We start from the raw sequence: 672 nt of genomic DNA on the forward strand, positions 1-672 counted from the left end.
TCGGAATCGTTGCGATGATTGCATTCCAGTTTTTCCAAAACATCGGAATGTCCATTCAGCTGCTTCCGATTACAGGGTTACCTCTTCCTTTTATAAGTTACGGAGGTAGTTCCACGCTCGCCTATATGTTAGCAATAGGTATAGTCCTGAATGTCAAATCGCGAACGAAAACGTATATGTTTGAATAAAGGAAAGAAAAGGTGGGGATGCTTGAAACAGTCTTCCCGCCTTTTTTATGTCTATGTTAAAACGCTTTTGTTTTTCTAATGAAAAAATGGAATTCCTAAAGGTTATTCAACATAAGTGCAGGATTTTTGAATACTTGATTTCGAGATGTTTGTGGGGAATAAGGGGCGTTGGGGAATGAGTCGCTTTCCTGTGGGCGTATGCTGAGTCTCCTCGGGCTAGCGCCCTGTAGGGTCTCATCTAATCCGCTTATCCCACAGGAGATTCCTCATTCCCCTACGCCCTTTGCCAAATGATGATCTCGAAATCATACTTGCACTAATATAAATGATATAGGATGAAAAACCAGCTATAATACTTAATTCAAAGGCATTCTACACTCCACAAGCTGCTTGCTCAGGATGGGAGTTTCGAGATTCTTATAAAACGTAAGGTGGTTGGGAAAACGGCGAGACTCCTGCGGGATGAGCATGACAGATGAGACCC

1 protein-coding gene is annotated in these 672 nt (G+C 42.6%); it reads left to right on the forward strand.

Annotated features, from left to right (window positions below; all coding sequences use genetic code 11):
• A partial coding sequence (locus tag LD39_RS18180) for an FtsW/RodA/SpoVE family cell cycle protein (RefSeq protein ID WP_035551238.1) occupies positions 1 to 188 on the forward strand: 188 nt, incomplete at its 5' end.
• Between the last annotated feature and the right edge of the window lie 484 nt (positions 189 to 672).

It is taken from the genome of Halobacillus sp. BBL2006 (genome assembly GCF_000786645.1).
Classification (GTDB): Bacteria; Bacillota; Bacilli; order Bacillales; family Halobacillaceae; genus Halobacillus.